Below are 22888 nucleotides of genomic sequence, written 5' to 3' on the forward strand. Positions count from 1 at the left end.
GCCTATCTTCCTAGTATCAGACTGTCTGACAGTTCAAGTGTCAGACGTCACAGCCGATACGTCAAGATGCTCCCGAAAAAACACCACAAAGAGGATTGATTACCCATGCTCAAAGAAGAGATCAGGACGCCCGCAGCGCCCCTTCCGCTAGGAAGCTACTCCCAGGGGGTGCGGGTCGGGGATCACTTGTACCTGACGGGGCAATGCGGGTTCGACCCCGTTTCCCGTGAACTGGTGAGCGAGGATGCCGGCGAGCAGACGCGGCAGGCGCTGACAAACCTGCGGAGTATTATCGAGGCTGCCGGCGGAACGATGTCCAATCTCGTGACGGTCCGTGTGTATATCAGCAGCGATGACGACTGGCCGGAAGTCAACGCCGCGTACGGCGAATTCTTCGAACACCCCTTCCCCGCTCGCACCACGGTCCCTGTCGGTCTTGGCGACGGAATCAGGGTCGAAATCGACGGAATCGCTGTCTTAGCGTAGCCACGCATATCACCGATTAGGGAATTGCGACTCGTTCGTCGGTGTACGCTGGCTGAGGCTCCGTTGAGGGGCAATCTATCGACTTCATGTCAGCGGTTTGCCCGTCATAGCGGTACCTGGCACACGAACCGCCCGTTCGATGCTCCGCCCAAAACCCACCGCTTGTCGTCACATGATCCCGTAAATAGATGTCAGCCGTTGGGTAACCGCCGGTTGCCGGCGTGACCGAATAACACCCGGCATCGCCTTCTCCAATTGTCGAACCAGTTCAGTCGAACCAACTTCTGTGCCGTGAATTATCCGCGCGTATATTGCTTATTTATTTTAAGTCATGCAAAGGGTGGCCGAGCTTCTGTTTGTGACAGGAAGTCGAGGGGGTTTCTAGCCGGGCATGCTCACCGTCACTAGAAAAGAAGCATGCTTACCAATAGGCTGGCGGAGGGGAGTTTCCCCTTCGACCAGAACGAGGTGAGAGCATGACGGATACTGAGAACATCAGCAAAGTTACGGACATCATCAACGATGCGCACATCGGTATGTTGACCACCATCAACGAAGAGGGCGCCCTGGTCAGCAGGCCGCTGGCGGTCCAGGACGTGCAGGAGGACGGAGACCTCTGGTTCTTCACGGGCCGGGGCACCTCGCAGGTCTCACACATTCAGGCCGATCCGCGGGTCAATGTTTCCTTCGGCAGGCGCACCGAGTGGGTGTCGGTGGCCGGTACCGCCGAGGTGGTCACGGACCGGGCCAAGATCCACGAAATGTGGAACCAGGTAGTTGAAGCGTGGTTCCCGGACGGACCGGATACCCCGGAGGTTTGCCTGCTCCGGGTGGACTCGGAATCCGCAGAATACTGGACCAGTCCGGGCGGGACGGCCGCCACCGTCCTCCAGTGGGTTAAGTCCAAAGTGACGCACAGCCGCATGAGCGTCGGCGAAAGCGGCAAGGTGGAGCTTTAGGGACGGCAGGACTCCAGCGACGGCGACACAGTCGTTAACGTCCGACGGCGGGAAGTCCGGCGGGGATCCCGGCAGCCCGTTCCGCCGCAGCGAGGGCAAGGCCAAAGCGGACGACGGCGGGAGCGTAGCCCTGGTGCGGCACGGGCCGCAGCTGTTCCGCCTCCCTCATGGCGCGGATCAGTGCGGACGTCTCGGGCAGCCGGACGTCCGTCATGGCGGGGTAGTCGATGCAGCAGGCGGGGTCCAGCTCGTAGCGGCTCCACCGGGCCAGAAGTGCGTCATGTACAGCCTGCGCCGCGGTGTGCGCGGGCTTGTCCTGCCTTTGCTGGCGGCGGCGTTCCTGCCACGCCAGGATTTGGGGACTGCCCCAGTACGCGGCCACGCCCGCCCCTGTCCCCAGCACAGCCAGGATTGCGCCGGACCAAGGTGACGCAAGTGTGGGAATGAGGATCGCCGGGATTGCCACGGCAGACCCCATAAAAACGTCCCAGAATACGGGGTCAGGGGCGTGGACGGCAGGGTCCGGCGTCGAATGCCGGCGGACAGCCAGGACAGTGGCGGCCACGGCGCACACCAGCACTGCACCCCAGAAGCCCAGCTGCAATGCTCCAAACAGGACGGATTCTGCGAATGCCGGCACTGCGGCACCTCCCCGCGTCAGGCCCGGCCCAGGATTCCGGGTTGCTCCTTCCATTGCAACCCTTCCGGGCGCCGGGGTCAATGGCGGGACCTCCTGCGCCGGCCGTGATTCGTGCCGGAGGTTCCCGCGCCTGCCGCGGGCCGGTAGCTTGAGACCATGAGACTGAAAATGTGCAGCATCCATGTCCAGGATCCGGCCGCAGCCCATACGTTCTACATCGGGACCCTCGGGTTCGAGACGCTGATGGCGATGCCCGAGTACAACCTGTTCATCATCAAGGATCCCGGCGCCGATGCCGGGTCTGTGGGGCTGCTGCTGGAGCCCAGTGACAACCCGATCGGTGCGAACTACATGAACGCCCTCCATGAGGCCGGGATCGCGGCCATCACGTTCGGGGTTCCGGATGTGCAGGCCGAGTACAGCCGGCTGCTGGCCGCAGGCGTGACCTTCCAAGGCGAACCATCAGAGGATCCGTCCGGGATCAGTGCAGTCTTCGACGATGGCTGCGGCAACTTCGTGCAGCTGCACCAGGACTGACGTTCCCCAACGCCTATGAACGGCGCTGGCTACTCGGCCTGGGCGCGGGCCTTCTTGGCGTTCTTCTTGGCTGCCTCGTCCTTGACCCGCTGGGCTTCGGTACGGACGGTGGCGTGGGTGGAGCGCTCAGTGACCAGCCACGCCGGGGGAGCCTGCAGCAGCGCGGTGATTTCCGCCGTCGTGAGCGCTTCCTCAACACCGCCGCGGGCCAGACCGCTGATGGAGACGTTCAGCTTCTGGGCCACAACCGGGCGGGGGTGCGGGCCGTTGCGGCGGAGTTCCGCGAGCCACTCCGGCGGGTTGGTCTGGAGTTCGGCGAAATCGGCGCGGCTGATGGTTGAATCCTGGAACTCCTGCGGTGTTGCCGGTAGGTAGATGCCAAGCTTCTTGGCAACGGTGGCCGGCTTCATGGACTGGGAGTTTGCAGAGGTCATGATTCAAGGGTATCTGGCTGCCCGCCTGAAAGGCACCAATACTGCACCCGTCCCGCACCATCTCAGTACCAGTCCCGCCCCATCTCAACATCAGGTCCGGCATTGCGGGGCCGCGTGGGCGGTACTGTGAAGACGTGCCCGCAGTCAATGAATCCCCGCAGAACGCCACTCCCGACGAATCGCCGGAGCAGGAGGCGCCCCGCGTGCTCCGCTTCGCCTATGTGGCCGGCGTGACCCCGGGCAAGTGGATCCGCCGCTGGGAAGAGCGCGTGCTGGACATCCCGCTGGAGTCGTTTGTGTCCGACGACGGCGCCCAGCTTTCCGTATTGGGTGACGGTTCTGCCGACCTCAGCTTCGTGCGGCTTCCGGTGGAACGCGAGGGCCTCAATGTGATTCCCCTATATGAGGAGCAGCCCGTGGTGGTGGCGCCCAAGGGCCACGAAATTTCAGTGTTTGAGGAAGTGGCCTTGGCCGACCTGTCGGCAGAGACTTTCCTGGATGTCGCCGAAATGGGTGGCCCGGAGGCGGCCCTGCAGGTGGTGGCGTCCGGCGCTGGCCTGGTGATCCTTCCCATGTCCGTGGCCCGGCATTTCAATGTCAAGGACACTGTGGCCCGGCGGCTGACAGGTGCCCCGAGCACGGAGATCGCGCTGGCCTGGCCGAGCGATTCCACGGACGACATCATCGAGGAGTTCATCGGGATTGTCCGCGGCCGCACGGCGGCAAGTTCCCGGCAGCCTTCGGCCCAGCAGGAGAAGCCCAAGAAGGAACCGAAGCCGGACCGGCGCGGCCCCGCGGTTAAGAAACCGAAGGTGGCCCAGCGGTACGCCCCGAATCCGGACAAGGGCCGCGGCAAAGGCTCCCGCAAGAAGGGCAAGCGCTAAAGCGCTGCCCCAGGATCTGGCCTCTACTTGGTGCAGGCGTCCTGGAGGGCCTTGACGGAGTCGGCTGGAACCTGGTCGCCGGAGTCGGCGATCTGGCGCAGCGGGGTGGTGATCGTGGCGACCTGGGAGGCGCCATCGCTGACGGCCTTGTTCGCGGCGTCCTGCACCTGGCCGCAACCGTTCAGGGCAATCATGAGGGTGGCAGCGGACAGGGCGACGAGGTGAAGTTTCATCCACGCAAGACATCCACCGATGGGGTGAACTGGAGGACCTTCGGTGACGGGGTTAGTACCGCACCCAACACCAAGATCACGGGACTCCCTCGGGAAAACCGAATACCTGGTGCGGATCGCCGCGGTCAGCGAGCCCGGCACCGGAGCCTGGTTGACCACCCCGGCTACGACCAAGTAGCCCCACTTGCAGCCAGCCGGCGGCCGCTGCGACTCTGCCATTACGGAGAGGCGCGGCGGCCGTTCGCGTGTGCAGACATAACTCCGTACCCCCTCCGCCTAAGCACCGCTATGCGCCGCCGGCGGTGCAAGCGGCGCGGGGAGTCCCCGCTTCTTCTGTAGATTGGATCCATGCCGATGAATGCCGCGCTCGAAGGGATCTCCGACGAGGTCCAGGCCACCCACGCCCACACCGGATCGTGGGTGGCTGCGGTGCTGCGTTCGCGTATCTCGGCCGGCAAAATCGCCCCTGGAACGAAGCTCTCCGAGCAGAAGCTTTCCGAGGTCCTGGGCGTCTCACGGAATACGCTGCGGGAGGCTTTCACGGTCCTCGCCGGTGAGTCCGTGGTGCAGCGCATTCCCAATCGCGGCGTGTTCGTGTCCGCGCCCCAGGCCGAGGATGTCCGTGAAATCTACCGGGTCCGCCGGCTGATCGAGCCGGCGGCCGTGCTGTGGGGGGAATGCCCCGCACAGACCCTGGATGCCCTCGATGCCATCATCGACCGGGCCCGCGCCGCCCTGAGCGCGGGGGCCGTGACGGAGATGGCCGATGCCAATCAGGACCTGCACAAGGCGCTGGTGGCGCTCTCCGGGAGTGCGTCAGTAGATGAACTTATGGACAAGGTCCTCGCCCAGATGCGGCTGGTTTTCCACGCCATGGCAACCACGTCGGACTTCCACAGCCAGTACGTGGAACGCAACGCCGCCCTCGTAGCGCTGCTGCACGCCGGCCGCCGGGAAGAGGCCGCGGCAGAGTTGCGCCTGTACCTGGATGTTGCCGAGCACGAACTGCTGGCGCAAATCGGAGCCCAGTAGCCTACGGCACCTGATACGAGGTGTCCCGTGCGTCCGTAATCAGCATGTGCCCCGGGGCATGGCCAATGGCCAGTGCCGGCCGGGACTCCATCACGGCGGCCTGCGGTGTCACCCCGCACGCCCAGAAGACCGGGATGTGCCCGTCCGGGATCCGAACCGGGTCGCCGAAGTCCGGGAGGCCCAAATCCGCAATGCCCAGTTCGGCGGGGTTGCCCACATGGACCGGCGCACCGTGCACGGCCGGATAGCGGGAAGTGATGCGGACGGCGTCGGCCACCTGGGAGGCCGGAACGGGCCGCATGGAGACCACCAAAGGGCCGGCCATTTGTCCGGCCGGTTCGCAGCGGACCGACGTGCGGTACATGGGCACGTTCACTCCCTGGTCGATATGGGCCACCCGGATGCCGTTGTCCTGGAGAGCGGATTCGAAGGTGAAGCTGCAGCCCACAATGAATGTCACGAGGTCATCGCGCCAGTGGTCCGTGATGTCGGTTGGCTCGTCGACCTTCCGGCCCTCCCGGTACACCACGTACTTGGGCACATCGGTGCGGATATCCCCTCCGGCCAGCAGCGCACCGGAGGTCGCGCCGGCGTCCAGCACGCCCAGGACGGGGCAGGGCTTGGGGTTGCGCTGCGCGAACAGCAGAACATCGAAAGCCTGCGCCTTGGGCACGATGATCAGGTTGGCCTGCGCGTAACCGCTGCTCCAGCCGGAGGTGGGCGTCACGAGACCGCCGCGGAACAGGGCCCTCGCCTCCGCCGGGAGCAGCCCCGCCGGGTTTGCGGGATGGCCGACGGTGGACGGCACGTTCACCTCACGTAGTTTCATGGGTTCTAGGCCCACAGCTTGGCCAGGCTGGTCAGGGAGCTGTAGCCAAGGAACAAGGTCAGCAGCCAGGCCACGATGCCAATGACAAGCAGGCCCTTGGGGTAGACGTAGCCCTGCATGAGGTCCCGGCGGCGCCAGGCCACCCAGAGCAGCACTCCGAAACCGACGGGGAGGATGAGGCCGTTGAAGGCACCCGCGAAGATGAGGAGCTGCTGCGGGGCCTGGCCGATCAGCAGGTAGGCCACGGTGCAGAAACCGATGAAGCCGACGGTGATCAGGGATCGGGTGCGGGCTTTGGTGCCGGACTTCGTCACGAAGGAGACCGAGGTGTACGCCGCGCCGATCACGGAGGTGATGGAGGCAGCCCACAGGATGACACCGAAGACCCGCATGCCGATATCTCCCGCTGCGGCCTGGAACGCGGAGGCGGCCAGGTTGCTGCCGGTCAGGGCCACACCGCCGGCGACGACGCCGAAGATGGCCAGGAAGAGCAGGATGCGCATGACGCAGGTGACCAGGATCCCCACGATCGAGCTCTGTGTGATTTGTTTGACGTTTTCAACGCCGGTGACGCCGGTGTCCAGCATACGGTGGGCACCCGCATACGTGATGTAGCCGCCGATCGTTCCGCCGATGAGGGTTGTGATGACCAGGAAGTCGACCTTCTCGGGCATCACAGTGTTCTTGAGGGCCTCACCCAGCGGCGGCGCGGAAACCACTGCCACATACAGCGTCATCAGGATCATCAGGGCACCGAGGATCACCACGATCCGGTCGAGGGCCACGCCGGCCCTCTTGCTGAGGAAGATCAGGATCGCCAGGACGGCAGACACGGCCCCGCCGATTTTGGGATCCAGGCCCATCATGGCGTTGGTGCCGAGCCCGGTTCCGGCGATATTGCCGATGTTGAAGACGATCCCACCCGCAAAGACGAGCGCGGCGAGGAACCAGCCGACGCCGGGAAGGACCTTGTTGCCGAGCTCTTGGGCCCGCAGGCCGGAGACGCCGATGATCCGCCAGACGTTCGCCTGTACGGCAATGTCGACCAGGATGGAGACCAGGATCGCGAAGGCGAAGGCGGCGCCGAGCTGGACGGTGAAGGCTGTGGTCTGGGTGATGAACCCCGGGCCGATGGCACTGGTGGCCATGAGGAACATGGCGCCCAGCAGGGCGGAACGCCGGGCGGCCGGTTTGAGGGCGGCCTTGACGGGGGTGGTTTCCATGGGGGTCCCAACAGTTGGGTGACTGGCGTCACAACGATTGTCTCCCGCAACTGTACCGACTGTTGAACAATCTGCGCAAGGAATTGTTCAACAATTTTAAAGACACTGTTCCGGTCCCGGTGAACTGCTCGGCCCTGGGGGTAAGGTCGCTCAGTCGCCGTGGACGGCGCGCTGCTTCTCCTCCGAATTATTCAGGTAGGCCAGCAGCAGGTCCCCGGCGCGGTCCAGTTGGCCGGCCTCCAGGGCGTTGAAGATTTCCTCGTTATCGTCGAGGTAGCTGCGGTAGAAGTGCGCATCCACGGTGGCCTTGTGAAAGAACAGCCGCATCTCGGCCAGCACCTGGGCCATGATCGAATTGAGGCGCCGGCTCTCGGCCAGCGCCACGATGGCCCCGTGGAAATGCTGGTTCGCGCTACCGAGGGCCTCCTCGTCGTCCGCTGCCGCCGCGGCCCTGCCTTCCTCCACAGCCGCGCGGACAGCGGCCACCCGCTCGGGGCTTCCGCCGCCGCGGATCGCGGTCACCTCGATGAACCGGCGCACGGTGTAGACGTCATGGATCTCGCCCGGCCCCAGGGTCGCGACGAACACGCCCCGGTTGGGATGCCGGATCACCAGCCGCTCGGCCGCGAGCTCGGCAAAGGCCTCGCGGATGGTGTTGCGGGAAACGCCCAGCTCCTCGGAGATGGTCGATTCGGTCAGCCGCTCGCCCGGCAGCAGCAGCCCCTCCGCCAGCTGCAGCCGCAGCTCGGCCGCGACCCGGTCCGCCACGGAGGGGGTGGCCACCCGCAGGCGGGCCGCCGGCCCCAGGGTCGCGCTGGCCTTGCCGGAGGCCTTGCTGCTTCCGGCGGGGGCTGAGCCGGGAATGCCAGGGAATCCTGAGTCGGCGATCGTCATAGATGCGAATCTACACGATCGTCACATCGTGGAATTGTTGAACAATTCCAGGATTTGGTGCATCCTAGATAGAGGAACTTCATGAGACGAGGATCACAAATGGCAACCATCGACCTGAACAGCGACGTCGGCGAATCCTACGGACGCTGGAGCCTGGGAGACGACACGGCGATGTTCCGCTCGGTTTCCAGCGCGAACGTGGCCTGCGGATTCCATGCCGGCGACCCCAGCGTGATCCGGAAGACCTGCCGCGAGGCGGTGGCCGCCGGCGTCGTGATCGGCGCCCACGTAGGCTACCGCGACCTCGCAGGTTTCGGCCGCCGCTTCCTGGACATCGACCCGCTCGAACTCGCGGACGACGTCGTCTACCAGATCGGCGCGCTGCAGGCCCTGGCCGCCGCAGAAGGCGGCAAGGTGACCTACGTCAAGCCGCACGGCGGCCTGTACAACGCGATCGTGGCGCACACCGCGCAGGCGAAAGCCGTCGTCGACGCCGTAAAATCCGTCGACCCTAACCTGCCCATCCTGGGCCTGCCAGGCTCGGAAGTGCTCCGCCTGGCCGAGGCGGCCGGGCTCCGCGCCGTAACCGAGGGCTTCGCGGACCGGGCCTATAACCCGGACGGCACCCTCGTGTCCCGCACGCTGCCCGGGGCGGTCCTGCACGACCACGCGGAGGTCACGGAGCATGTCCTCCGGATGGCCTCCGATTCCGCCGTCCGCACCATTGACGGCTCCATCCTGAAGATCCGCGCAGAGAGCATCTGCGTGCACGGCGACTCCCCGGGAGCCGTCACGATGGCCGCCGCAGTCCGCGAGGCCCTGACCGCCGCCGGCATCGGCACGGCCGCATTCGCCCACGCCTAAGCGACGCGGATCCAGACCAAAGCACCGGCAACGATGAAGGTAGCTGATGATTGAGACAGCGGGGGAAACCCTGGCAGTACAAAAAGCGGCAGTACAAAAAGTCCGTTCTGTGCGGGCGGTGGGAACCCGCGCGGTGCTCGCCGAGCTCACCGGAACCCAGGACGTGCTGGCACTGCAGGCGCTGCTTCTGGAGAACCCGCTGCCGGGCCAGCTGGACGTCCTCGCCGCGGCCGAGACGGTGCTGGTCACGGCGGACTCGCCGGTCTCGGCCCGGCGGATCGCCGCGCGGCTTATCCGGTTCGACCTCATCGCGCCTGTGCAGCGGGACGGCGGGCTGGTGGTCATCGACACCGTGTACGACGGCGAGGACCTCGCCGAGGTGGGGGAGCTCACCGGCCTCGGAACCGAGGGCGTTATCGCAGCCCACACCGGGCAGATCTGGACCGTTGCCTTCGCCGGCTTCGCCCCCGGCTTCGGCTACATGGTGGGGGAGAACCAGGCCCTCGAGGTGCCGCGGCGCAGCTCGCCGCGCACCGCCGTCCCCGCCGGATCGGTGGCGCTGGCGGGCAACTACTCCGCCGTGTACCCGCGACGCTCGCCCGGCGGCTGGCAGCTGATCGGCCGCACCGGCGCCGCCATGTGGGACCTGGACCGGGAGCAGCCCGCCCTGGCCGCCCCCGGCCACCGCGTCCAGTTCCGAGAGGTCCGGGACGCCGTGTCGCTGGCCCCGGGACGCCCCGCCGAGGTTGCTGCTTCCGACATGACGTCTGGCCTGCGGGTCGTTTCGCCGGGCCTGCAGAGCCTGATCCAGGATCTCGGCCGGTACGGCCACTCCGGCCTGGGCGTCTCCGCCGCCGGCGCGCTGGACCGGGCGTCGCTGCGCCGGGCCAACCGCCTCGTCGGAAACGCGCCGTCGGCCGCCGCCATCGAAACCGTTGCGGGAGGCCTCGCGGTGCAGGCAGTCGGGGACCAGGTCCTCGCCGTCGCCGGTGCCCCCTCGGACCTGACCATCGCGTCGCCGTCCGGGGATGACCTCGAGCCGGCCTGGCGCACCGTCCCGATCGCCACCCCCTTCGCCCTGCTCGACGGCGAAACGCTGACCATTGGCGCGCCGCAGAGCGGTTTCCGCAGCTACCTCGCCGTCCGCGGCGGCGTGGACACCGCCCCGGTGCTCGGCAGCCGCTCCACCGACACCATGTCCGGGATTGGCCCGGCACCGCTGGCTGCCGGCCAGCTCTTCGCCGCCGGCGGGGAGACCGAATCCGGCGTCGTCGGGCACCCGGAACTGCAGCCCGACTTCCCGGGCGCCGGCGTCACCGTGCTCGACGTCGTTCCCGGCCCGCGCGCCGACTGGTTCGACGCCGCAGCGCTGGCGTCCTGCTGCGGCCAGGACTGGGAAGTGAAACCGCAGTCCAACCGCGTCGGCATGCGCCTGCAGGGAACCCCGCTGCAGCGCACCCGCCAAGGCGAACTTGCCAGCGAGGGCACCGTCGCCGGCGCCCTGCAGGTCCCGCCTGAAGGGCTCCCCGTGCTCTTCCTGGCGGACCACCCGATCACCGGCGGCTATCCGGTGATCGCCGTGGTGGTCGACTCCCAGCTGGACCTCGCAGCCCAGGTCCCGATCGGCGGTACGATCCGCTTCCGCTGGGCGGACGCCAGCACCACCGAACACACCACCCCGAAGAAGAAGTGAGTAACTGATGCGCAAGGTCCTGATCGCCAACCGCGGTGAAATCGCCGTCCGGATCGCCCGGGCCTGCAACGACGCGCAGCTGGCCTCCGTCGCCGTCTACGCGGACATCGACGCCGACGCCCTGCACGTCTCCGACGCGGACGAGGCCTACGCCCTGGGCGGCAACTCGCCCGCGGACACCTACCTGAACATCCCCAAGCTCCTCGCCGCCGCGGCCGAATCCGGCGCCGATGCCCTCCACCCGGGCTACGGCTTCCTGTCCGAGAACGCCGGCTTTGCGCAAGCAGTCCTGGACGCCGGCCTGACCTGGATCGGACCCGCCCCGGCGTCCATCCTCCAGCTGGGCAACAAGATCACGGCGCGCGAGATCGCCGTCCGCGCCGGTGCCCCGTTGGTGGCCGGCAGTGACGGCCCGGTGGATTCGGCCGCGGAGGTCCGCAGGTTCGCCGAGGAGCACGGCCTGCCGATTGCCATCAAGGCGGCCTTCGGCGGCGGCCGACGCGGGCTGAAAGTGGTCCGCGAGATGGACCAGATCGAGGAGTCCTTCGATTCCGCGGTCCGTGAAGCGGTGGTGGCCTTCGGCCGCGGCGAGTGCTTTGTGGAGCGCTACCTGGACCGGCCCCGCCATGTGGAGGCCCAGGTCCTGGCGGACCAGCACGGCAACGTGGTGGTGGTGGGCACCCGCGACTGCTCGCTGCAGCGCCGGCACCAGAAACTCGTGGAGGAGGCCCCCGCACCCTTTCTGACCGAAGAGCAGACCCAACAGATTTACGACGCCGCCAAGGCAGTGTGCCGCGAAGCCTCTTATTCGGGGGCCGGGACGGTGGAGTTCCTGGTGGCCGCCGACGGTACCGTCGCGTTCCTCGAGGTGAACACGCGCCTGCAGGTGGAGCACCCCATCACCGAGGAGACCACCGGCGTGGACCTGGTCCAGGAGCAGTTCCGGATTGCCGCAGGTGAGCGGCTGCGCTTTACCGCCGATCCCACGCCGTCCGGCCACTCGTTTGAATTCCGGCTCAACGCCGAGGACGTGGGCCGGGGCTTCCTTCCGTCGCCCGGCACCATTGCCACCTTCAGCGGCCCGACAGGTCCCGGCATCCGGCTGGACTCCGGGGTCCGCTCCGGCTCCGTCGTGGCGCCGCAGTTCGATTCCCTGCTGGCCAAGCTGATCGTCACCGGAGCCGACCGCCAGCAGGCACTGCGGCGGGCCCGCCGCGCCCTCGCGGAAATGGAGATCACCGGCGTGGCCACCGTCCTGCCGTTCCACCGGGCCGTTGTTCGGGCGCCGGACTTCACGTCCGAAACCGCGCTGGGCATCCACACGCGCTGGATCGAGACTGACTTCGTGGATTCCATCGCGGCGGATCCGGAGTTCGGCACGTCCGTTCCGGACGGTGAGCGACGCACGATTACCGTCGATATCGACGGCCGGCGCCTCGCCGTCGGCCTTCCCGCTGACCTGCTGGATGGCTGGGCGCGCTCCGGTGCGGGCGTCCCGGCCGGGGTCTACCTTGATGGTGCTGGTCTGGATGGTGCTGCCGCCGGAGAGGCGGATTCCGGCGAGCTGCGCGCGGACATGGCCGGGACTGTGGTGAAGTGGCTCGTCGAGCCGGGCGCCGAGGTGTCGGCGGGCGACGCCGTCGTGGTTCTTGAGGCGATGAAGATGGAGACCCAGGTGACCGCGCACCGCGCCGGTACGCTGACCGGGATCCGCGCAGACGCCGGCGCCGTTGTGAGCGCCGGGGCTGTGCTGGCGATGATCGGCTGAGCCGTTCGGGCCTGGCTTCAGCAGGAAGGCCCGGCAGGAGGAATGCGCTGCCCTGGTCACAATGGGTGGCGTCGATTCGACAGCGGTCGCCCGGGGTGTTTCGCTGCGGGACTCTGATAGTCTTCAGTCATCCACGGGCCTCCCGGTCGCCTTTTGACCGGTTGTAGATAACGAGTGGGAGCTCGCGATTTATCGCGAATGATTGGGAGCCTTTAATGCATCTGACGCCACGCGAAAGCGAAAAACTGATGATCGTGGTTGCTGCCGACCTCGCACGACGGCGGCAAAAGCGCGGACTCAAGCTCAACCATCCGGAATCCATCGCGATTCTTACGTATGAGCTGGTCGAGGGCGCCCGTGACGGACGCCGGGTCGCGGACCTCATGAGCTACGGCACCACCATCCTGACCAGGGACGATGTCATGGAAGGTGTCGCCGACATGATCCATGACGTCCAGGTCGAAGCGACGTTCCCGGACGGCACCAAGCTCGTCACCGTCCACAACCCCATCCGCTAGGCGAAGGAGAACCCCCATGAAACCCGGCGAATACATCCTCCGCCCGGAGCCCATCACGTGCAATGCGGGCCTCATTCCCCGCTCCCTCCCCGTGATCAATCGCGGTGACCGCCCCATCCAGGTGGGGTCCCACTATCATTTCTTCGAGGTGAACGACGCCCTCGAGTTCGACCGGGATGCGGCGCACGGTTTCCGGCTGGACATCCCCGCGGGTACGGCGGTGCGGTTCGAACCCGGGGATGAAAAGACTGTCAACCTGCTCGCGTTCTCGGGCGATCGTGCAGTCTACGGATTCCGGAACCGGATCAACGGCCCGCTCGAGCCGAGCCGCGGCCTGATCTCCCTGCAGGATGACACCAAATGAGTTTCGAGCTGAGCCGCAAACAGTACTCGGACCTCTACGGCCCCACCACGGGCGACGCCGTCCGCCTGGCCGACACAGATCTGTTCCTCGAGATTGAACACGACCACACCAACTACGGTGAGGAAGTCGTGTTCGGCGGCGGCAAGGTCATCCGCGACGGCATGGGCCAGAACGGCCAGCTGGTCCGCGACGAAGACATCCCGGACACCGTGATCACCAACGTGATCGTGCTTGATTACACCGGCATCTACAAGGCCGATGTGGCCCTGCGCGACGGGCACATCTTCAGGATCGGCAAGGCCGGCAACCCCCAGATTTCCCAGGGCGTGAGCATCACCATCGGCGTCGCCACGGATATCATCGCGGGCGAAGGCAAGATCCTCACCGCCGGCGGCATTGACACACACGTGCACTTCGTTAGTCCGGATCAGGTCCCGGTGGCCCTGGCGTCGGGGATCACCACGCTGATCGGCGGTGGCACCGGCCCGAGTGAAGGGACCAAGGCCACCACCGTGACGCCGGGCGCCTGGCACATTTCGCGCATGCTTCAGGCCGTGGAGAACCTGCCGATCAATATCGGCCTGCTCGGCAAAGGCCACGCCAGCGCAATCGAGCCGCTCGCGGAGCAGATCCGCGCCGGCGCCATCGGGCTGAAGGTCCATGAAGACTGGGGCTCCACCACGTCCTCGATCGACATGTCGCTGCGTGTTGCCGATGAGTATGACGTGCAGGTGGCCATCCACTCCGACACCCTCAACGAGTGCGGTTTTGTCGAAGACACCATTCGGGCCATCGGCGGCCGCGTCATCCACACGTTCCACACCGAAGGCGCAGGCGGCGGGCATGCCCCGGACATCATCAAGATCGCTGCGCTGCCCAACGTCCTGCCGGCGTCGACCAATCCCACCCTGCCGTACACGGTCAACACCATCGACGAACACCTCGACATGCTGATGGTCTGCCACCACCTGAGCCCGGACATCCCCGAGGATGTGGCCTTCGCCGATTCGCGGATCCGCAAGGAGACCATCGCCGCGGAGGATGTGCTGCACGACATGGGCATCTTCTCCATCACCAGTTCCGATTCCCAGGCCATGGGCCGGGTGGGCGAGGTGGTCCTGCGGACCTGGCAGGTGGCGGACGCCATGAAGCGCCAACGCGGAAAGCTCGACGGCGATCCCGAGGTGGGAGACAACTTCCGGCTCAAGCGCTACGTGGCCAAATACACGATCAACCCAGCGATCGCCCACGGCATCGCGGACTCGGTCGGCAGCATCGAGGAGGGCAAATTCGCCGACCTCGTGCTCTGGGACCCGATGTTCTTCGGCGTCAAGCCCGAGCTCGTGCTCAAAGGCGGGCAAGCGGTCATGAGCGTTATGGGGGATCCCAACGCCTCGATCCCCACCCCGCAGCCACGCACACTGCGCGGCAACTTCGGGGCACTCGGCACCGCGGTACACACCTCGTCGATCACGTTCCTTTCCCAGGCCGCCATTGCTGCCGGAGTCCCTGAACAGCTGGGCCTGCGCCGCGTGATCCGGCCGGTGAGCGGGATCCGAGCCCTCACCAAGGCCGACATGAAACACAACGGCGCCACGCCGGATATTGGGGTCGACCCGGAAACCTACTCGGTGACTGTCGACGGCGAGCCGATCACGGCGGAGCCCTCGACGGTACTGCCCATGGCGCAGCGCTACTTCCTCTTTTAGACACATATCCCTAAGGGGGCATATATGATCATCGACCACATCATCGCCAACCGGCACGATCTCCCCGACGGCGAGCTGGCCGGCCTCCACGAGGAGCAGGTCCTGCTGCCGAGCGCGGAACTCGTCAAAAAAATCCAGCGCGTGACCACGGACCACGGGCGTGAGCTGGGCATCCGGCTCAGCGATGCCGCGGGCCCGGTGCAGGATCTCCGCGACGGCGACATCCTGTTCCGCGACCGCAAAACGGTCATCGTGGTGACTGCCCTGGCAACGGACGTTCTTGCTATTGCCGCACGCAGCATCCGTGAAATGGGGGTCGTGGCGCACAACCTCGGCAACCGGCACATGCAGGCGCAGTTTTTCGACGCCGAAAGTGAATATGCCGCCGAGGTGATGGTGGTGCAGTACGACCACACGATCGAGGACTACCTGATCCACGTTGGCGTGCCGTACTCGCGCCAGGAACGTGTGGTGCCCGTGCCGTTCCGCCATGCCGAACACACCCACTGAGCGCGTGAACGAACCGCCGCCGTACCTGCTGCCGCTGTTGCAGCTCTCTGACTCCGCGCTCCCCACCGGCGGGTTCAGCCATTCCTTCGGGATGGAGACGTTCCTGGAACGCGGGCTCATCGACGGCGAAGCGAGCTTCGCCAGCTGGCTGAGCCAGTTTGTGAGCATCCAACTGACCTACAGTGACGGATTCGCCCTGCGCCTGGCGTTCGAGGCGTCCACCGTGGACGAGATTGCCAGGGTCGACCGGATGATCGCCGCGGCGGCACTGCCCCGGGAGGTCCGCGAAGCAGGGACCAAGATGGGCGCACGGATGCTGGCCATCGCCGGAACCGTGGCGCCGGGTACACAGCTCGCGGACTACGCGGCCGACGTCGGATCGGGGCGTTGTGCCGGGCATCCAGCTGTCGCGTTCGGTGTTGCCGGCCGGCAGCTGGGCGTCCCGCTGGAGGAATTGCTGGCAAGCTACCTCTTCACGGCGGTCACGTCCCTGACCCAAAATGCCATCCGCGCCATCCCCATCGGGCAGGATGCCGGGCAGCGTGTCCTGCTGGGAACGCATCCGAAGATCATGGACGCAGTCCGCCGGATCCAGGCACTCGATGCCGACGACTTCGGAATCACGGCCCCCGGCCTCGAAATCGCCCAGATGCGCCACGAACGCCAGCGCGTCCGCATGTTTATGTCTTAGCAGTCCGCGGTTCGCCGCACCCAATAGGTAGCAAGGAGCACCATGAAACTCATCAAAATCGGCGTGGGCGGACCTGTCGGCGCAGGCAAGACCCAGCTTGTGGAACGCCTGACCCGCCACCTCAGCGCCGAGATTTCGATGGCCGCGATCACCAACGACATCTACACCATCGAGGACGCCAAGATCCTCGCGGCCAACGGGATCCTGCCCCTGGACCGCATCATCGGAATCGAAACCGGCGGCTGCCCGCACACGGCCATCCGCGAGGACACGTCGATGAATTCGGCCGCTGTGGAGGAGTTGCGGCTGCGCCACCCCGGCCTCGAAGTCGTCTTCATAGAAAGCGGGGGAGACAACCTCTCTGCCACGTTCAGCCCGGAGCTCGTGGACTTCTCGATCTACATCATCGATGTGGCGCAGGGCGAGAAAATTCCGCGCAAGGCCGGCCAGGGCATGATCAAGTCCGACTTCTTCATCATCAACAAAAAGGACCTGGCCCCGTATGTGGGGGCTGACCTCTCCGTGATGGAGGCTGACACGCTCGAGTTCCGCGGCGACAAGCCGTACTGCTTCACCAACCTCAAAACCGACGAAGGCCTGGAGCACGTCATCAACTGGATCAGGCGCGACGTGCTCATGCTTGATCTCCGCCAGTGACGGTTGCGCCTGCGGCCGAACTCCCGGTGGGCCGCGCCGCCGTCGAACTCGCCGGTACGCTCGCGCTCACCGTGGGTGTGCGGGGCGAGCGCTGCATCGCCACCAGCCAGTACCACCAGGGGGCGCTGCGTATTCTCCGCCCACACTACCTCGATGACACCGGCCAGGTCTGCTACGTGGTGGTCAATCCCGGGGGCGGGTACGTCGGTGGCGACGAGTATGAAATCGACATCGCCGTGGAAGCAGGGGCCCGGCTCCTGCTGACCACGCAGTCAGCGACGAAGGTCTACCGCACGCCCGGGAATCGGGCCGAGCAGCTCACACACATCCGGCTCGGCCCCAACGCGAGCCTGGAATCTGTGCCGGACCCGCTGATCGCCTACCGCGGCGCAACCTACCGGCAGGCCACTGTGGTTGAGATGGATGGCAGCGCCTCGCTGGTGATGGCCGAGATCGTCACCCCGGGCTGGTCGCCGGACGGCGCCCTGTTCGGCTATGACGAGATCCGTCTGCGGAATGAGATCTCGGTCAACGGGCGCCTGGCGGTGCTGGACAACCTGCTGATCCGCCCGCTGAGCGGTGCCGCCCCGCTGGACGGCATGGCTTTCCTCGAGGACTACACCCACGTCGGTTCCCTCCTGGTCATGGATGCCCGTGTGGACGCTGCGCTGCTGAACGAGCTGCATGAGGAGCTGCTGCCGCTGGCCGGCGGGTGCAATCTGGGCATGTCACTGCTCGACGGCGGCCTGGCCATCCGGGCCCTGGCCCGCGCCACCGAGCCGCTGGACGCCGTCATCCGCACCGGCATCGACTTCCTGCGCTTCCGCTGGCACGGCCAGCCCCGCCTTAACCTTCGAAAGTACTAAATGAAAGCGGTCTTGAACCACCATGAGCGGGAAGCCCTCCCGACGGCCCGCCGCTTGGCGGTGACGTTCGCGGCTGTCGCCGCCCTTCACGTGGTGATGCTCGCGCTGCTGGCCGATTCCCTGCGGACAAACCACAACCCTGTGGTGCTCGGCCTGCTGATCACCGCTTACCTTGCCGGTGTGAAGCACAGCTACGACTGGGACCACATTGCGGCGATTGACAACTCCACCCGCCGCTTCGCGGCCCAGGGCCGCAGCCCCGTCAGCGTGGGCTTCGCCTTCAGCATGGGCCACAGCATGGTGGTTGTCCTTGCCGGGGTACTGGTGGTCAGCGGTGCCGGCATCATTCAGGACGCGCTTAATGACGGTTCGTCCGCGAACATGGTTTTGAGCATTACCGGGGCAACTGTCTCGGGCCTGTTCCTGCTGACCATCGGTGTCTACAACGCCGCCGCGTTCCGACGTACTGCCGTGTTGTACCGCCGGGTCAAGGACGGTGCCACCGTCACCCGCGAGGAACTGGCCCCGACCGGTCTGGTGGCCCGCCTGCTCGACAAGCCGCTCTCCCGGGTTAACCGCCCGCGCGACATCTTTGTCCTGGGCTTCCTTTTCGGCCTCGGCTTCGACACGGCCTCGACCATCGCGTTCCTGCTCCTCACGGCGACGGCCGCCCTGGCTGGCATCTCCCCGGTCGCTCTGATGGCCCTGCCCTTCGGCTTCATGGCGGCGATGACGCTGTGCGATACGGTGAACGGCGTCGCGATGATGAAGATGTATGGGAGCGCCGTAGTGGACCCCCGCCGGCGGATCGGCTTCAACATGGTTATCACCGGTGTGTCCGCAGCGTCCGCCCTCTTCATCTCGGTCATCACTATCGCCGGCGTACTGCACGCGATGCTCGGACTCACCGACCCGGTGACCACCTTCCTGGCCGAACTCGACCTCGGCCACGCCGGGCTGGTCCTCGTGGCGCTGCTGCTGTTCATCTGGGCTGCGCATACCTGGATTCGCCGCGCCGGCGGATCCGCCTCAGCCACAACGGGCGCAAACCCGCAGTGATAGGGCCCGGCGGCGGGACCGCCGCTTGGTCCCGCCAGCGGGACCGCCGGCGCCAGGTTGGGCGGCGCTACTCGGCTGACGGCCGTTGCCGCTGCCGTTTCGTCGCCGACCGCTCTTCCTTGGCGGCGAGGCGGCGGCGGTTCGAACCCCGGGTAGGTCTGGTCGCCCGGCGCTTGGGGCCTTCGGGTGCCAGGCCTTCTGCCACCAGCTCGGTGAGCTTGGCCAGGGCGGTCTCGCGGTTGCGCAGTTGGGAGCGCTGTTCGGAGGAGGCCACGGTGATGATTCCGGTAACGAGGCGTGGTCCCAGACGTCTCAGCAGCATCTGCCGTTGGTCATCCGAAAGGGCGGCGGAGCCGGCGATGTTCCAGGAGAGTTCGGCGCGGCTGTCCGTCGTGTTGACGTGCTGACCGCCTGGCCCGGACGAGCGCGAAAACCGCCAGCGCAGCTCCGACGCGGGAATCGTGAGCGCGGGTGACACCTCCAGATCCATGCAACCAGCGTTGCACACTATGGGCGTGATCCACGCCGTCCAGGCCCGGCCCCGACGCAGTTGGGCGCACGCTCTTAAACCTGGTGTTGGTAGATGTCGCGCCGGTGGCCCATGGCGACGACCAAGACGATCTGCTGTGCGTCCCGGATCTCGTAGATGATCCGGTAGTCGCCGGTACGGACACGCCAGTCGCCGCTGTTTCCGGAGAGCTTCTTGGCTCCTGGGGGACGCGGCGTCGCGGCGAGCAGTTCGATGGCGGCTTGGATGCGTCGGCGTGCGTCGGGCGGAAGCTTGCGCAACTGCCTGACAGCGGCCGGAGCAAGCTGCACGGCATAGCTCACGCCAGGCCCAGTTCCGCCTTGACTTCCTCCCAAGGCACGGGGCCGTTGCCCGTCTCGGCCATTTCGTTCCGCGCAGAGTTCGCCGCGCGGAGATCCTCCAGGTCCTCGGCAGCCTCGATCAAGCGGGCGAGATCCTCGGCGTCGATCAAAGCGGCCACGCGGCGTCCCCGGCGTAGCAGGTACACCGGTTCATGATTCACCCGCGCGGTATCGACCGCTTCCGAAAGCCGGCTGCGTGCGTCGGTCACAGTCATCTCACTCATGACTGTATTTTAGTCCCAATCCGCCGAAACGTACATAAGCGCTACTAGGGCGAAAATGACCCTCCGCCACGCCCGTCGGGTGCAGCGGAGGGAGGTACTGCCAGACCCCTGACAGGCAGGGCCCTCGCTAGGTCCGGTATGAACGGGTTGTATTGAACGTGAACCCCAGTCCTGCCCCTACCCATAGACCGGAGCCAGCGTGTCCGCCGTCGTAACCCCGATTTCCGCACGCGAGCAGGCAGTCGGCCGCCCCCTCGCGATTGTGCTTGGTTTGCTGACCATCTTCGGTCCCATTTCCATGGACCTCTACCTGCCGGTCCTCCCGGCGCTCACCGCCGAGCTTCAAAGCACGACGTCGGTGGCCCAGTTGACCATCACCGCGTGTCTGTTGGGCCTCGCCATCGGTCAATTGGTGGCCGGGCCCCTCTCCGACCGGCTGGGTCGGCGGATGCCGCTGCTGATCGGCGTCGTTGCCTACACAGTCACCTCGATTCTCTGTGCGCTGAGCCCGACCGTCGAGACGCTCATCATCGCGAGGTTCGTTCAGGGTCTGGCCGGAGCCGTGGGCATTGTCATTGCGCAAGCCGCCGGACGGGACGTCTACTCGGGTGCCAAGCTGATCCGCTACTACGGCCGCCTCACGGTTCTCGGCGGACTGGCCGCCATCATTGGTCCGGTCATTGGCGGGCAATTGGCCACCGTGACCGACTGGCGCGGAGTGTTCCTGTTCCTCGCCGCCGTCGGGGTCGCGGTCCTGGTGGCGTCATTGGTGGTCTTCAAGGAGACCCTGCCCGCGAAACGGCGGGTGACCGGAGGCCTCTCCCATACCATCCAGGATTTCCGCCGGCTACTTGCCGACCCGGTGTTCGTCGGCGCCGTGCTGATCACCGGGTTCACGTACTCGGCGGTCTTCGCCTATTTGAGCGGGGCAACATGCATACTCCAGGGCACGTATGGGCTCTCCCCGCAGGGTTACTCGTTTGCATTCGGCCTGAATTCACTGGGCTTTATGGTTTTCGGGTTTATAGCCGGCCGGCTCGCCGAACGGTGGTCCGAACGTGGGACGCTCACCGTGGGCCTGATAATGACTGCGGTTCGCGCCCTGGGGCTGCTGGCGACGGCGCTCCAGCACCTGCCGCTGATTGCAATTATTTTGTCCGTTTTCACCATGGTCAGCGGGGTTGCTGTGACCAGCCCGCCGGCCACCTCGCTGGCACTCAAGGATTATCCCGACATGGCCGGGACGGCCTCCTCATTGCTGGGGCTGGCCCGGTACGCCTTCGGAGGGATCGCCGCTCCCTTGGTGGGCATCGGCGGCGCCACCGACGCCGTTCCGTTCGGGATAGTTGCAGCCGTTTCCGCGGCAGCGGCCGTCCTTTGCCTAAGGCTGGTCAGGAGGCGGCGCAGCCCAAGTGTTATCGGCCGGATGTAACTCACCCCGCCCGCTCCACCGCCGCCAGGATCGCCTGCCCCAGCTCCACGGGTTTGGTGAACTGGGGCCAGTGCCCGGTGGGAAGGTCCACGTACTCGACGTCGCGGATGCGAGCCAATTCCTCGGTGAAGGGGTGGCTGGCGTCGATCCATTCCGTCAGGAGCGATGACGGGAATTCGCACGCGATCACCGTGGCGGGGACGTTGTAACGGCGGATGTCATGCAGGCGCTGCCGGCCGTAGGCCACACCCTTGGGCTGCGGAATGGCTCGGGCCCGGAAGGACGCGCGGAGCTCGCCGGTGAGGTCCACCAGGTCGGCGTCCTCGAATCCGTCCCACGGCGGCAGCGGCACGTCGTCGCCGTCAGTGGGCAGCTCGTCATTTATGGCGCCGCCCTCGCCCAGAGGTCCGCTGTCCACGTAGATGTTCCTTGCCACCCGGCCTGGCCGCGCGTCCGCCACCGCGTGGATGATCGCGCCCCCGCCGGAGTGCCCCACGAGGACCACTTGCCCCTCGAGGCCATCAACGAAATTTACGACGGCGGCAATATGGTCCTGGAGGCTGATGCCGGCCCGGGGTGTATCGACAGATTCGAGACCGGGCAGCGTCAGCGGATGAGTTGCGTGCCCGGCCGCCTCCAAGGCCGGCGTCACCTCCTCCCACGATGAGGCGTCCAACCAGAAACCGGGTACCAGGATGATGTCCATGACGGAACCCTACTCCGCGCCCCCGGCACTCGGTAAGGCATTAAGCAAGGCGCCGGGTACAGCCGGCACAGACAAACCGCCGTCGCGCATTGCGGCGACGGCGTCGGTCAGCGGCACGAATTCCGTGTCGTGTGTGACCATCACGGTGGCCACTTTGAACTCGTCCGTGACCCGGCGAAGCAGCCCGACGATGGAGGCGCTGCGCGCGTGGTCCAGCGCGGCCGTCGGCTCGTCCACCAGCAGTACTTTTGGACTGCCCATCAGGGCCCGGGCAATGTTCACCCGCTGCCGCTGCCCGCCCGAGAGCTGATGCGGGCGCTTGTCCGCGGACTCCGCCAAGCCCACAAGGTCCAGCAGCTCAAGAGCGCGCGAACGCGCGGCCTTCAGGGACTTGCCGCGCAGGTGGTGGCCGATCATCAACTGCTCGACGCCGGTCAGGGAGGCCAGGAGGTTGGGCTGCTGGAAGATGATGCCCACCTTCTCCCGGCGCAGCGCGGTCAGTTCCTTGTCCTTCAGTCCCGCCGTGTTGGTCCCGTCAATGACCACGTCCCCACTGGTGGGGCGGACCAAGGTTGCCGCCACGGCCAGGAGGCTGGACTTGCCCGAGCCGGACGGGCCCACCAGCGAAACCATCCGGCCTGCCGCGACCTGGAGGCTGACGCTGTCCAGGGCCTTGACGGTTCCGCCGCCGTCCGGGTATTCGAGGGTGACGTTGGTGAGGGCCAGCGGCGGGCGGGCCAGGAGGGAGCCGGCAGTTGGCGTGGCCAGGAGTGCAGGTGTGACAGACATGGGAAGTACCTTTCGGA

General features: G+C 66.3%; 28 protein-coding genes. 17 read left to right on the forward strand and 11 right to left on the reverse strand.

What is annotated here, in order from left to right; genetic code table 11:
- Positions 1 to 105 precede the first annotated feature (105 nt).
- Both ACQCSV_RS01325 and ACQCSV_RS01330 read left to right on the forward strand, forming a co-directional pair.
- Positions 106 to 486, forward strand: coding sequence for a RidA family protein (locus tag ACQCSV_RS01325; protein ID WP_354155935.1), 381 nt, complete (start codon positions 106 to 108; stop codon positions 484 to 486).
- A 476-nt stretch (positions 487 to 962) separates the two neighbouring features.
- Entirely contained in the window at positions 963 to 1445 is a 483-nt protein-coding gene (locus tag ACQCSV_RS01330; protein WP_354155936.1) for a pyridoxamine 5'-phosphate oxidase family protein, read from the forward strand.
- A 34-nt stretch (positions 1446 to 1479) separates the two neighbouring features.
- Here the strand turns inward: ACQCSV_RS01330 and ACQCSV_RS01335 are convergent, their stop codons facing one another.
- Positions 1480 to 2085, reverse strand: coding sequence for a hypothetical protein (locus ACQCSV_RS01335; RefSeq protein WP_354223829.1), 606 nt, complete (start codon positions 2083 to 2085; stop codon positions 1480 to 1482).
- Between the two features lie 156 nt (positions 2086 to 2241).
- Between ACQCSV_RS01335 and ACQCSV_RS01340 the strand changes: the two genes are divergently transcribed.
- Positions 2242 to 2622, forward strand: coding sequence for a VOC family protein (locus tag ACQCSV_RS01340; protein WP_354155938.1), 381 nt, complete (start codon positions 2242 to 2244; stop codon positions 2620 to 2622).
- 29 nt (positions 2623 to 2651) lie between these two features.
- On the opposite strand, the gene ACQCSV_RS01345 is transcribed toward ACQCSV_RS01340, so the two are convergent.
- Complete coding sequence (locus tag ACQCSV_RS01345) at positions 2652 to 3056, reverse strand: DUF5997 family protein (RefSeq protein ID WP_354155939.1); 405 nt, start codon at positions 3054 to 3056, stop codon at positions 2652 to 2654.
- A gap of 134 nt (positions 3057 to 3190) precedes the next feature.
- On the opposite strand from ACQCSV_RS01345, the gene ACQCSV_RS01350 reads away from it, so the two are divergent.
- Positions 3191 to 3940, forward strand: coding sequence for a LysR substrate-binding domain-containing protein (locus ACQCSV_RS01350; RefSeq protein WP_354155940.1), 750 nt, complete (start codon positions 3191 to 3193; stop codon positions 3938 to 3940).
- 23 nt (positions 3941 to 3963) lie between these two features.
- Here ACQCSV_RS01350 and ACQCSV_RS01355 read toward each other — a convergent pair whose 3' ends face one another.
- Positions 3964 to 4173: a hypothetical protein gene (locus ACQCSV_RS01355; protein WP_354155941.1), complete on the reverse strand. Its 210-nt coding sequence runs from the start codon at positions 4171 to 4173 to the stop codon at positions 3964 to 3966.
- A gap of 348 nt (positions 4174 to 4521) precedes the next feature.
- Here ACQCSV_RS01355 and ACQCSV_RS01360 point away from each other — a divergent pair, with 348 nt between their 5' ends.
- Positions 4522 to 5205 carry a GntR family transcriptional regulator gene (locus tag ACQCSV_RS01360; protein WP_185262108.1) on the forward strand — a complete coding sequence of 228 codons (684 nt, stop codon included), beginning with the start codon at positions 4522 to 4524 and terminating at the stop codon, positions 5203 to 5205.
- A gap of 1 nt (position 5206) precedes the next feature.
- Here the strand turns inward: ACQCSV_RS01360 and ACQCSV_RS01365 are convergent, their stop codons facing one another.
- From ACQCSV_RS01365 to ACQCSV_RS01375, 3 genes are all read right to left on the reverse strand, one after another.
- Positions 5207 to 6034: a putative hydro-lyase gene (locus ACQCSV_RS01365; protein WP_354155942.1), complete on the reverse strand. Its 828-nt coding sequence runs from the start codon at positions 6032 to 6034 to the stop codon at positions 5207 to 5209.
- A 5-nt stretch (positions 6035 to 6039) separates the two neighbouring features.
- Complete coding sequence (locus tag ACQCSV_RS01370) at positions 6040 to 7257, reverse strand: NRAMP family divalent metal transporter (protein ID WP_354155943.1); 1218 nt, start codon at positions 7255 to 7257, stop codon at positions 6040 to 6042.
- 150 nt (positions 7258 to 7407) lie between these two features.
- Positions 7408 to 8151, reverse strand: coding sequence for a GntR family transcriptional regulator (locus ACQCSV_RS01375; RefSeq protein WP_354155944.1), 744 nt, complete (start codon positions 8149 to 8151; stop codon positions 7408 to 7410).
- A gap of 99 nt (positions 8152 to 8250) precedes the next feature.
- Between ACQCSV_RS01375 and ACQCSV_RS01380 the strand changes: the two genes are divergently transcribed.
- From ACQCSV_RS01380 to ACQCSV_RS01430, 11 genes are all read left to right on the forward strand, one after another.
- Positions 8251 to 9015: a 5-oxoprolinase subunit PxpA gene (locus ACQCSV_RS01380; protein ID WP_354155945.1), complete on the forward strand. Its 765-nt coding sequence runs from the start codon at positions 8251 to 8253 to the stop codon at positions 9013 to 9015.
- Between the two features lie 46 nt (positions 9016 to 9061).
- Positions 9062 to 10708 carry a 5-oxoprolinase/urea amidolyase family protein gene (locus tag ACQCSV_RS01385; protein WP_354155946.1) on the forward strand — a complete coding sequence of 549 codons (1647 nt, stop codon included), beginning with the start codon at positions 9062 to 9064 and terminating at the stop codon, positions 10706 to 10708.
- A gap of 7 nt (positions 10709 to 10715) precedes the next feature.
- Positions 10716 to 12476, forward strand: a complete 1761-nt coding sequence (locus ACQCSV_RS01390) for an acetyl/propionyl/methylcrotonyl-CoA carboxylase subunit alpha (protein ID WP_426939019.1) — start codon at positions 10716 to 10718, stop codon at positions 12474 to 12476.
- 215 nt (positions 12477 to 12691) lie between these two features.
- Positions 12692 to 12994 (forward strand): urease subunit gamma, encoded by a 303-nt coding sequence (locus ACQCSV_RS01395; protein ID WP_104060294.1) that lies wholly within the window; start codon positions 12692 to 12694, stop codon positions 12992 to 12994.
- 16 nt (positions 12995 to 13010) lie between these two features.
- Positions 13011 to 13358: an urease subunit beta gene (locus tag ACQCSV_RS01400; protein WP_354155947.1), complete on the forward strand. Its 348-nt coding sequence runs from the start codon at positions 13011 to 13013 to the stop codon at positions 13356 to 13358.
- A complete protein-coding gene (ureC, locus tag ACQCSV_RS01405) occupies positions 13355 to 15067 on the forward strand; it encodes an urease subunit alpha (protein ID WP_354162622.1) in 1713 nt (570 codons plus the stop codon). Before ACQCSV_RS01400 ends, ureC begins: the two co-directional genes overlap by 4 nt.
- Before the next feature lie 24 nt (positions 15068 to 15091).
- Positions 15092 to 15577, forward strand: coding sequence for an urease accessory protein UreE (gene ureE, locus ACQCSV_RS01410; RefSeq protein WP_426939020.1), 486 nt, complete (start codon positions 15092 to 15094; stop codon positions 15575 to 15577).
- Positions 15558 to 16268, forward strand: a complete 711-nt coding sequence (locus ACQCSV_RS01415; protein WP_354155950.1) for an urease accessory protein UreF — start codon at positions 15558 to 15560, stop codon at positions 16266 to 16268. Before ureE ends, ACQCSV_RS01415 begins: the two co-directional genes overlap by 20 nt.
- Before the next feature lie 42 nt (positions 16269 to 16310).
- Positions 16311 to 16925, forward strand: coding sequence for an urease accessory protein UreG (ureG, locus tag ACQCSV_RS01420; RefSeq protein WP_354162631.1), 615 nt, complete (start codon positions 16311 to 16313; stop codon positions 16923 to 16925).
- Positions 16922 to 17791, forward strand: a complete 870-nt coding sequence (locus ACQCSV_RS01425) for an urease accessory protein UreD (protein WP_426939021.1) — start codon at positions 16922 to 16924, stop codon at positions 17789 to 17791. Before ureG ends, ACQCSV_RS01425 begins: the two co-directional genes overlap by 4 nt.
- A complete protein-coding gene (locus ACQCSV_RS01430) occupies positions 17792 to 18850 on the forward strand; it encodes a nickel transporter (RefSeq protein WP_354162637.1) in 1059 nt (352 codons plus the stop codon).
- 67 nt (positions 18851 to 18917) lie between these two features.
- Here the strand turns inward: ACQCSV_RS01430 and arfB are convergent, their stop codons facing one another.
- The 3 genes from arfB to ACQCSV_RS01445 all read right to left on the reverse strand — a co-directional run bounded on the left by arfB (position 18918) and on the right by ACQCSV_RS01445 (position 19944).
- Positions 18918 to 19340: an alternative ribosome rescue aminoacyl-tRNA hydrolase ArfB gene (arfB, locus tag ACQCSV_RS01435; RefSeq protein WP_426939022.1), complete on the reverse strand. Its 423-nt coding sequence runs from the start codon at positions 19338 to 19340 to the stop codon at positions 18918 to 18920.
- A 74-nt stretch (positions 19341 to 19414) separates the two neighbouring features.
- A complete protein-coding gene (locus ACQCSV_RS01440; protein WP_426939023.1) occupies positions 19415 to 19681 on the reverse strand; it encodes a type II toxin-antitoxin system RelE family toxin in 267 nt (88 codons plus the stop codon).
- Positions 19678 to 19944, reverse strand: coding sequence for a type II toxin-antitoxin system Phd/YefM family antitoxin (locus tag ACQCSV_RS01445; RefSeq protein WP_354155956.1), 267 nt, complete (start codon positions 19942 to 19944; stop codon positions 19678 to 19680). The genes ACQCSV_RS01440 and ACQCSV_RS01445 overlap by 4 nt, the downstream gene beginning before the upstream one ends.
- Before the next feature lie 199 nt (positions 19945 to 20143).
- On the opposite strand from ACQCSV_RS01445, the gene ACQCSV_RS01450 reads away from it, so the two are divergent.
- Entirely contained in the window at positions 20144 to 21376 is a 1233-nt protein-coding gene (locus ACQCSV_RS01450; protein WP_426939024.1) for a multidrug effflux MFS transporter, read from the forward strand.
- A 1-nt stretch (position 21377) separates the two neighbouring features.
- Here ACQCSV_RS01450 and ACQCSV_RS01455 read toward each other — a convergent pair whose 3' ends face one another.
- Positions 21378 to 22082 (reverse strand): alpha/beta fold hydrolase, encoded by a 705-nt coding sequence (locus ACQCSV_RS01455; RefSeq protein WP_426939025.1) that lies wholly within the window; start codon positions 22080 to 22082, stop codon positions 21378 to 21380.
- A 9-nt stretch (positions 22083 to 22091) separates the two neighbouring features.
- Complete coding sequence (locus ACQCSV_RS01460; RefSeq protein ID WP_354155958.1) at positions 22092 to 22871, reverse strand: ABC transporter ATP-binding protein; 780 nt, start codon at positions 22869 to 22871, stop codon at positions 22092 to 22094.
- Positions 22872 to 22888: the final 17 nt, after the last annotated feature.

Source organism: Pseudarthrobacter sp. S3, assembly GCF_050156905.1.
Classification (GTDB): Bacteria; Actinomycetota; Actinomycetes; order Actinomycetales; family Micrococcaceae; genus Arthrobacter.

Bases quoted from the DNA above. Each gene is read 5' to 3' on its own strand.
- ACQCSV_RS01325 (WP_354155935.1), top strand. From the start codon at position 106: ATGCTCAAAGAAGAGATCAGGACGCCCGCAGCGCCCCTTCCGCTAGGA.
- ACQCSV_RS01330 (WP_354155936.1), top strand. From the start codon at position 963: ATGACGGATACTGAGAACATCAGCAAAGTTACGGACATCATCAACGAT.
- ACQCSV_RS01340 (WP_354155938.1), top strand. From the start codon at position 2,242: ATGAGACTGAAAATGTGCAGCATCCATGTCCAGGATCCGGCCGCAGCC.
- ACQCSV_RS01345 (WP_354155939.1), bottom strand. From the start codon at position 3,056: ATGACCTCTGCAAACTCCCAGTCCATGAAGCCGGCCACCGTTGCCAAG.
- ACQCSV_RS01355 (WP_354155941.1), bottom strand. From the start codon at position 4,173: ATGAAACTTCACCTCGTCGCCCTGTCCGCTGCCACCCTCATGATTGCC.
- ACQCSV_RS01360 (WP_185262108.1), top strand. From the start codon at position 4,522: ATGCCGATGAATGCCGCGCTCGAAGGGATCTCCGACGAGGTCCAGGCC.
- ACQCSV_RS01365 (WP_354155942.1), bottom strand. From the start codon at position 6,034: ATGAAACTACGTGAGGTGAACGTGCCGTCCACCGTCGGCCATCCCGCA.
- ACQCSV_RS01370 (WP_354155943.1), bottom strand. From the start codon at position 7,257: ATGGAAACCACCCCCGTCAAGGCCGCCCTCAAACCGGCCGCCCGGCGT.
- ACQCSV_RS01375 (WP_354155944.1), bottom strand. From the start codon at position 8,151: ATGACGATCGCCGACTCAGGATTCCCTGGCATTCCCGGCTCAGCCCCC.
- ACQCSV_RS01380 (WP_354155945.1), top strand. From the start codon at position 8,251: ATGGCAACCATCGACCTGAACAGCGACGTCGGCGAATCCTACGGACGC.
- ACQCSV_RS01385 (WP_354155946.1), top strand. From the start codon at position 9,062: ATGATTGAGACAGCGGGGGAAACCCTGGCAGTACAAAAAGCGGCAGTA.
- ACQCSV_RS01390 (WP_426939019.1), top strand. From the start codon at position 10,716: ATGCGCAAGGTCCTGATCGCCAACCGCGGTGAAATCGCCGTCCGGATC.
- ACQCSV_RS01395 (WP_104060294.1), top strand. From the start codon at position 12,692: ATGCATCTGACGCCACGCGAAAGCGAAAAACTGATGATCGTGGTTGCT.
- ACQCSV_RS01400 (WP_354155947.1), top strand. From the start codon at position 13,011: ATGAAACCCGGCGAATACATCCTCCGCCCGGAGCCCATCACGTGCAAT.
- ureC (WP_354162622.1), top strand. From the start codon at position 13,355: ATGAGTTTCGAGCTGAGCCGCAAACAGTACTCGGACCTCTACGGCCCC.
- ureE (WP_426939020.1), top strand. From the start codon at position 15,092: ATGATCATCGACCACATCATCGCCAACCGGCACGATCTCCCCGACGGC.
- ACQCSV_RS01415 (WP_354155950.1), top strand. From the start codon at position 15,558: ATGCCGAACACACCCACTGAGCGCGTGAACGAACCGCCGCCGTACCTG.
- ureG (WP_354162631.1), top strand. From the start codon at position 16,311: ATGAAACTCATCAAAATCGGCGTGGGCGGACCTGTCGGCGCAGGCAAG.
- ACQCSV_RS01430 (WP_354162637.1), top strand. From the start codon at position 17,792: ATGAAAGCGGTCTTGAACCACCATGAGCGGGAAGCCCTCCCGACGGCC.
- arfB (WP_426939022.1), bottom strand. From the start codon at position 19,340: ATGGATCTGGAGGTGTCACCCGCGCTCACGATTCCCGCGTCGGAGCTG.
- ACQCSV_RS01445 (WP_354155956.1), bottom strand. From the start codon at position 19,944: ATGAGTGAGATGACTGTGACCGACGCACGCAGCCGGCTTTCGGAAGCG.
- ACQCSV_RS01455 (WP_426939025.1), bottom strand. From the start codon at position 22,082: ATGGACATCATCCTGGTACCCGGTTTCTGGTTGGACGCCTCATCGTGG.
- ACQCSV_RS01460 (WP_354155958.1), bottom strand. From the start codon at position 22,871: ATGTCTGTCACACCTGCACTCCTGGCCACGCCAACTGCCGGCTCCCTC.